We start from the raw sequence: 7,690 nt of genomic DNA, 5'->3' as shown, positions 1-7,690 counted from the left end.
GATGTGAAACTGCGTTATACCCTGGATCAGATGTATGACATGTTTAAAAACGCTCCGGTCCTGGGTTCACTTCTCAATCCAACAAGAATCGCCGAACAAAGCTACTGGACCCGGGAAAACTACCAGCGAGCTCTTGAACTGGTTCAAAAAATCATGAGCCGGGAAAAGGGCGACTACGAGAAGTTCGAAATGGGAGTTGTGGCTCAGGGCATTGCCAAGGCTACAACCCTTCTGGCTGAAAAATATCATTTTGTGGTGACTAATGTGCCTTATCTGGCCAGAGGCAAACAGGATGAGGCTCTTAAGGAATTCTGCCAGGAATACTACAAGGAAGCCAAGAACGACCTGGCCACTGTATTTCTGGATAGATGTCTTGAATTCTGCATCAACAATAATTTAGTCAATCAAGGCCAGGATAGAAGACAAGGTGTCAGCAGCGGCAATGTTTCCGCTGTATTTCCTCAAAATTGGCTTTTTCTGACCAGCTATAAAAAATTCCGGGAAAAGCTGCTAAAACAGGATGTTTGGCAGTTGATAGCCAGGCTGGGGCCAGGGGCTTTTGAAACCATCAGCGGGGAGGTAGTTAAGGCGATACTTCTAAGCATCAGCAGAAGCCTGAAGATTGAAAAGCCTTCCACCCTCATGCTCAAAAAAGATATGCTACAGGACGCACATTCCAATATGATTAGAGGCCTGGATGTAAGTGATTTTCACCCAGCCCAGGAAAAGGCCAAGCAGATTTATGAGATGGATATTAACTCTGTTGAGCAAGTAAAGCAACTAGATAATCCTGACGCGACAATAAAGCTTGGAAATAGATCTAGATTTGGGATTGTTAGGGATTTCGCAAATTGCTTCCAGGGTTTAACAACAGGAGATGATTTACGTTTAAAGAGATTGTTTTGGGAGTTTATTCAGAATTCAGATAATTATACATATTGGCAACTGCTTCAAGCGCCGAGTCATGGTAGATCTTTATATGGGGGTAGGCACAACTTGGTCGATGTCCGAATTACAACGGGTGAGCTTAAAACTGGAGCATTAAGAGGTAAAGATGCTTGGGGGAAATGGGGTATAGCAATTGATCGGGTTGGATCGCTCTCTCCAGCAATATATTGTGGAGACTATTTTCATAGTTTAGTGCCAGTAATAATACCCAAATTCAAAGTTAACTTATCATTTTTTTTGTCTTTTGCAAAGTCCAGCACTCTGAAAAAAGTAGCTGAAGAAACTAATCAAGCTTTGAGCGTTGATAATGGTTATTTTGAAAAGTTTGAATTTGACCTCAACCACTGGTCCAAAGTAGCCCAGGAAGAGTACCCACATGGCCTGCCTCAGCCCTATTCTGATGACCCCACCCAGTGGATATTCCATGGCCATCCCTGCGGTTCTGTGATCTGGGATGAGGACAAGAAGTGGACCGCTCATGGCCCCCTGCGCATTGAAGCAAATGTCCTGCATGTCGCTGTAGCCAGACTTCTGGGTTACCGCTGGCCGGCTGAGCTGGATCCGGAAATGGAACTGGCTGATGAACAGCGCTGGTGGGTGCAGAAAGCAGGTGAGCTTTTGCCCTTGGCTGATGAAGACGGCATTGTCTGCATACCTCCTGTGCGCGGAGAGGCGGCAGCAGCAGACAGGCTTTTTGAAATCCTGGTCAGATCTTACGGCAGTGAATGGTCCAACAATATCCTGAACCAGCTCCTGACTGAGGCTGGTAACGCCGGAAAGACCCTGGAAAGCTGGCTCAGGGATAAGTTTTTTGCCCAGCATTGCCGGCTTTTCCATCACCGCCCCTTTATCTGGCATATCTGGGATGGCCTGCGCGACGGATTTTCCGCCCTGGTCAACTACCACCGGCTGGACTTCAAAAACCTGGAAACCCTGACCTATACCTATCTGGGCGACTGGATCGCCCGTCAGAAACAGGCCGTGTCCGAGGGTGTGGACGCAGCAGAGGAAAAGCTGGCTGCGGCAGAGAGTCTGAAAAAGAAACTTGAGCTGATACTCGAGGGAGAAAATCCATACGATATATTTGTCCGCTGGAAACCTATTGAGAAGCAGCCCATAGGCTGGAACCCGGACCTCAACGATGGTGTCCGTCTGAACATCCGGCCCTTCATGACTGTAGGCGACGTCAGCAAAAAGGGGGCAGGCATTCTCCGGGACAAACCAAATATCAAGTGGAACAAAGACCGGGGCAAGGATGTCCAGTCCGCTCCCTGGTATCATTTATTCAAAGGCGAACGTATCAATGATCACCATTTGAACCTGCAGGAAAAATTCAAGTCCAGGGGAAATAATAATGAGTACAACTAAAAAGTCTATTGATTACCTGACTATCAAGGGCTTCATGTCCATCCAGAACATGGATCGCTTTCCCCTGGGCATGCTGAACGTGTTTATTGGTTCCAATGGTGCGGGCAAAAGCAATCTGATGACCTATTTTCATATGTTGGGCGAGATGGTGGAAGGGAGGCTGCAGAAATGGACCCGCATCAAGGGCTCGGCGGATCGTATAATGAGCTTTGGGGTCAAGGAGACAACCCGGCTGGAGTCCTTTATCGAGTTTGCATTAAACGGTTACATGTTTTCTCTGGAACCAACGGTGGAAGGAGGGTTTTCCTTTGCAAAAGAAAAACTGTTTTTCCAGGGACCTTATTACGGTCCTTCCTGGACGGACTTAGGTTCTGGACATTCAGAGGCAAAACTAAAAGAATACTATAATACATGCAAACCTGGCTCAACAGCAGATTACTGCTACAGCTCCATTTCCAGCTGGAAGGTATTTCATTTCCATGATACCAGTGACACAGCCGGAATGAAGCGCCTGGGGGCTCTGCACGACAATGATTACCTGCGTCCGGACGCATCCAATCTGGCTGCCTTCTTATACCGCATGGCAGAGGAACATCCGAATATTTACCAGCAAATACGCAAAACCATCCAACTGGTCATTCCCTTTTTTGATGACTTTACCTTCAAACCTCAGACTTTGCCCTCTGAGGAAAAGCAGATCCGCCTGTTGTGGAAGCAAAAGGATAGTGACTACGCCTTTTGGCCCAGCCAACTTTCGGACGGGTCTCTTCGCTTTATCTGTCTGGCTACCGCTCTTTTGCAGCCTGACCCACCATCGACAATCATCATCGATGAACCGGAGCTGGGACTGCACCCTTATGCCATCTCCCTGCTGGGTTCCATGTTTCGCTCGGCATCCAAGCGAATGCAGGTTATTGTATCCACCCAGTCAGTGCCTCTGGTAAACGAATTTTCCATTAACGATCTAGTGGTAGTTGAGCGCAAGCAAGAGGCCACTGTTTTTAATCGTTATAATCAAGAAGAGTTCATTTCCTGGCTGGAAGATTATTCCATAGGAGAACTGTGGGAAAAGAATATCCTGGGTGGGAGGCCACGCTCATGATCCGGGTGCATGTCATATGCGAGGGGCAAACCGAGGAACGTTTCGTCAACGAATTGCTTGTACACTCACTGGCCTCCATAAATGTCCTGGCTCAACCTGCCCTCATCGGTAAACCTGGTCACAAGGGGGGAAATCTTCGTTTTGAAAGGCTATACAAAGATATTCGAAACAAGCTGCTCGGAGATAAAGCAGCCTATTGCACTACATTTTTTGATTATTACGGTCTGCCTGGAGACTTTCCCGGCAAATCAGAGGCAGGGAAATACAATGACCACGAACAGAAATTCAACTGCGTGATTATGTCAATATCTGAGCATCTGGAAGAAAAGCTTGGACCTGAACCTATGCGCCGTTTTATCCCATACGTGCAGATGCATGAATTCGAAGGGTTGCTTTTCAGTGACCCTGCTGCCATGGCTCGGGGAATGTACCACCAAAAACTTACGCAGCATTTTTTGAAAATTAGAGATCAGTTCAATTCACCTGAAGAAATTAACGACAGATATGAATTTGCACCCAGCAAGCGCATACAAAAACTGTGTTCTGAGTATGAAAAACCCCTTCATGGCCTTTTGGCCGCTCTGGAAATAGGGTTGGATATTATCCGCAAGGAATGTCCTCTATTTCATGATTGGCTGTCCCGTATAGAAAAGATCACAGCAGGATAAAACATATGCGAGTAATAGACCACATCTTGCGCTCCATTCGGGATGCAGCCCTGTATAACCCCGAAGTTCAGGCTGCTCCGTCCTGCATATTATGGCCGGATTGGGACAGACAATGGGAACCGGCTGTGAACAGGCTTCTGCAGGAAATGCCCGAGCTTTTCGTTCTTGGAAAATACAGCCCTGAACAGCGTACCGGCCCAGCCATCTGGCTTAGATGCGTAATTCTTTTTTCCAGCGCGAATGTAGAGCAGGTTTGTGATGCCCCTGTATCTGAATCCCTGAACTCACAATTTCCTGTTGTTCACAGCGGTGCTACACCTGTCATTTATCTGCCGGGAGTAAGCCGGCAGGATTTGAGGGCAGTAGAGAGCTGTCCGGATTCCTTAAAGCCCCTGGCTGAGCTGCAGTACCGGGGGGTCATCTGGTCCCAGGTCAATGCCAAAGACTGGACCATTCTGGCTTTCCTCAAATCGGACCAGGGAGGTCTCGGCCTGGATGTAGCCCGGGACAGTGAGACCAAAAGAGCCATCCGTACAGCGCTTATGCCCTTGCTTGACGAAGATGTGGACCTGCTTGAGTGCAAGCGGCTGGATAAAGACTATTTCCACAATCTTCTTTCCGGTGGTGACCCTGTTCGCGATCTTTTGCAATGGATCAGCGCCCCGGACGATTTTAGAAACAGGCTGGATAAAAACCATTGGGAAGCATTCGTCCAGGTCTGCAAGTCCCAGTTTGGATTTGACCCTCAAAAACAGGGCGTGCTTACAGCAGCCCACAACCTGGCCCAACAGAAAAACCAGTGGCGTTCCGTCTGGTCCAGATACAGGGAAGCACCGCACAGATATCCGGGTATCCCCGGGCAGATAAGAAAATGCAGGCCGCCGGCAGGGTCTCTTATGTGGTATGTAGGCGGCGAATTTCCAGGTTGGCCGCAATGGAACGAACAACAGGAGAAAAACCTGAGAGAAAATCTCTCTGGTCTGAAGGAACTGCCAGCCCATAATGCCAGACAGGAAATAATCGAGCTGGAAAAGATTCATGCCTCGCGGCGCAATTACGTCTGGGCTGAACTGGGCTTGTCTCCCCTGGCCATGTCTTTGAAGCACCTGGCTGTAATGGCCGAAGTCACCAGGAATACCCTGGCTGCTGGGACATTATCTGATCTGGCTGCTGGATATTCTGACTGGGGCTGGGAAGCAGACGATGCTCTTTTAAGAGCCCTGGCCTGTGTCCACAGACAGGAGGATTTTGAAGCCCTCAGTTCTGCTCTGAGAACGGTCTACCTGCCCTGGTCTCAGGAAAGTTCCCGACATTTACAGCGGTTGTGGCTGAAAGAACATTCCGTAAGCCATGTGCAGGAAGAACAGGAAGTATATTTTGAATGCTGTCTGTTTGTGGATGGACTGCGTTTCGACTGCGCCAGGCGTTTGCAGACGCTGCTGGAAGAAAAAGGTATCAGTGTATCCAGGCAGCTTGGCTGGGCGGCTCTGCCAAGCGTCACAGCCACAGGAAAGCCGGCAGCCTCCCCGGTAGCCGGACACATTTCTGCTGCCCAGGCTTCGCAGGAAAACTTCGAACCGTGCACAGCGCATCACTTTAAAAAACTCCTTCAGGAAAACCAGTGGACCGTTTGCAGGCAGAATGACCCTTTGCCCCGGATTTCAGAACTGGAGGTCAAAAAATTGTGGGTTGAATTTGGAGACATTGACCATGAAGGCCACGAATGGGGATGGAAACTGTCCGCTCATGTGGATCGCCTGCTCAGGGAAGTCAGGGATCGCATCGAGGACCTTATTCAAGCCGGCTGGACAGCCATCAGGGTGGTGACCGATCACGGCTGGCTTTTGCTCCCCGGTGGACTGCCCAAGATTGAACTGCCCAGGGCCTTGACCCAGACCAAATGGAGCCGGTGCGCGGTCATCAAGTCCGGGGCGGACACAGATGAAAATCTGTACCCCTGGTACTGGAATCCAGACAGACATTTTGCCCTGGCTGATGGCATAAGCTGTTTTCGCAGGAATGATGAGTATTCTCACGGAGGCTTGAGCCTGCAGGAATGCCTTCTGTTGAAGCTAACCGTCTTTGCCGGACCTGCTGCCCGGGCGGAAGAATCACTGCAGTTGATGGATGTGGTATGGAAGGGTTTGCGTTGCACAGTCGTCGTTGAGGGGTGGACCCAGGATTTATGGCTGGACGTGCGTACCAGCCCTGGAGAGGCTTCATCCAGCCTGGTGCTCAAGCTCAAACTTTTGAAAAAGGATGGCTCTGCTTCGGTCGTGGTGGAGGATGAACAGTTTGAGGGCCAGGAGGCTCATATCGTACTGATCAATGCTGAAGGCCAGCTGATTTCTCAGACTTCGACCATCATCGGCGGCTGATATTGGGGATAAGACATGGAACTTGACTATCTGGACAAGAAGGCTTCCCAGGTCCTTGATGGATACTTGGTACGCAAAGATCTGGTGCGTACTTTCAGCAGGCAGTTTCCAGTGCCCACCTATGTGGTGGAGTTTCTGCTGGGGCGTTATTGCGCCAGTGTGGAATGGGAAGAGATAGAGGAAGGCCTGGAAATTGTCCAGAAGCAGCTCAAATCAAGGACCGTTAAGGCCGGCGAGGAAGAACTTTTCAAGGCCAGGGCCAAGGAGGCTGGACAGGTCAAGATTATTGACTCCATAACCGCAAGGTTGGATGCCAGAACAGATTCTTATATAACTGCACTGCCCAGCCTGAGGCTGACAGATGTGCGCATTGATCCCGAGCTGGTGATAAAGAATGAAAGAATGCTTACCGGCGGCTTCTACGCAGAAATTACCCTGAGCTATGACCCGTATATTGCCCAGGAAAAAAACGGACGGCCTTTCGGAGTCGAGGCCCTGCGAGAGATCCAGCTCTCCCAGAGGGACGTATTGGACCATCTGGCTGAAGCCAGAAAACATTTCAGCACGGAAGAATGGAAAGACTTTCTGCTGCGCTCCATTGGTTTAGAGGCCTCCACCCTCTCCCCGAGACAAAAAAACGCCTTTATGCTCAGGATGGTTCCCTTTGTGGAACGCAACTACAATATGGTGGAGCTGGGTCCCAGGGGCACAGGAAAAAGCCACCTTTTTCAGCAGGTATCGCCCTATGCCCATCTTATTTCCGGGGGCAAGGCCACAGTGGCCAGGATGTTCGTCCATATGGGCACTGGTCAGCGAGGCCTGGTATGCCAGTACGATGTGGTCTGCTTTGATGAAATCTCCGGCATCTCCTTTGATCAAAAGGACGGAGTAAACATCATGAAGGGGTACATGGAGTCCGGGGAGTTCAGTCGCGGCAGGGACAGCATCAGGGCTGACGGCTCCATTGTCATGGTGGGTAATTTTGAAGTGGATGTTGAACACCAGCAGCGTATCGGGCACCTGTTTGGTCCCATGCCCCAGGAAATGCGGGACGACACGGCCTTTATGGATCGCCTGCACGCCTATCTGCCCGGCTGGGATATTCCCAAAATCAGCAAAAAATATCTTACCGACCATTTCGGCCTGGTAAGCGATTTTCTGTCTGAATGCTGGAGCAGACTTCGGGATGAAAGCCGGGTCAACCTTTTGCAGAACAGAGTGTTTTT

5 protein-coding genes and 1 pseudogene are annotated in these 7,690 nt (G+C 49.8%); all 6 read left to right on the top strand.

Annotated elements, in window-relative coordinates:
* Positions 1 to 30 precede the first annotated feature (30 nt).
* Positions 31 to 516, top strand: a pseudogene (locus D5S03_RS13850) (Eco57I restriction-modification methylase domain-containing protein); the annotation flags it as partial.
* 726 nt (positions 517 to 1,242) lie between these two features.
* A complete protein-coding gene (locus D5S03_RS11095) occupies positions 1,243 to 2,316 on the top strand; it encodes a hypothetical protein (protein WP_287044019.1) in 1,074 nt (357 codons plus the stop codon).
* Positions 2,303 to 3,418, top strand: coding sequence for an AAA family ATPase (locus tag D5S03_RS11090; protein ID WP_008869233.1), 1,116 nt, complete (start codon positions 2,303 to 2,305; stop codon positions 3,416 to 3,418). Before D5S03_RS11095 ends, D5S03_RS11090 begins: the two co-directional genes overlap by 14 nt.
* Complete coding sequence (locus tag D5S03_RS11085) at positions 3,415 to 4,086, top strand: DUF4276 family protein (RefSeq protein WP_008869232.1); 672 nt, start codon at positions 3,415 to 3,417, stop codon at positions 4,084 to 4,086. Before D5S03_RS11090 ends, D5S03_RS11085 begins: the two co-directional genes overlap by 4 nt.
* Before the next feature lie 5 nt (positions 4,087 to 4,091).
* Complete coding sequence (gene pglZ, locus D5S03_RS11080; RefSeq protein WP_008869231.1) at positions 4,092 to 6,464, top strand: BREX-1 system phosphatase PglZ type B; 2,373 nt, start codon at positions 4,092 to 4,094, stop codon at positions 6,462 to 6,464.
* Between the two features lie 15 nt (positions 6,465 to 6,479).
* Positions 6,480 to 7,690 (top strand): BREX system Lon protease-like protein BrxL (brxL, locus tag D5S03_RS11075; protein WP_287044015.1); only part of this gene is annotated, 1,211 nt, incomplete at its 3' end.

Source organism: Desulfonatronospira sp. MSAO_Bac3, assembly GCF_003838035.1.
Taxonomy (GTDB): Bacteria; Desulfobacterota; Desulfovibrionia; order Desulfovibrionales; family Desulfonatronovibrionaceae; genus Desulfonatronospira; species Desulfonatronospira thiodismutans.
Note: the sequence above shows the minus strand (reverse complement) of the source record. Positions and strands in the feature narration are given on the sequence as shown.

Coding starts and splice junctions, on each gene's coding strand:
- D5S03_RS11085 (WP_008869232.1), top strand. CDS start 3,415: ATGATCCGGGTGCATGTCATATGCGAGGGGCAAACCGAGGAACGTTTC.
- D5S03_RS11090 (WP_008869233.1), top strand. CDS start 2,303: ATGAGTACAACTAAAAAGTCTATTGATTACCTGACTATCAAGGGCTTC.
- pglZ (WP_008869231.1), top strand. CDS start 4,092: ATGCGAGTAATAGACCACATCTTGCGCTCCATTCGGGATGCAGCCCTG.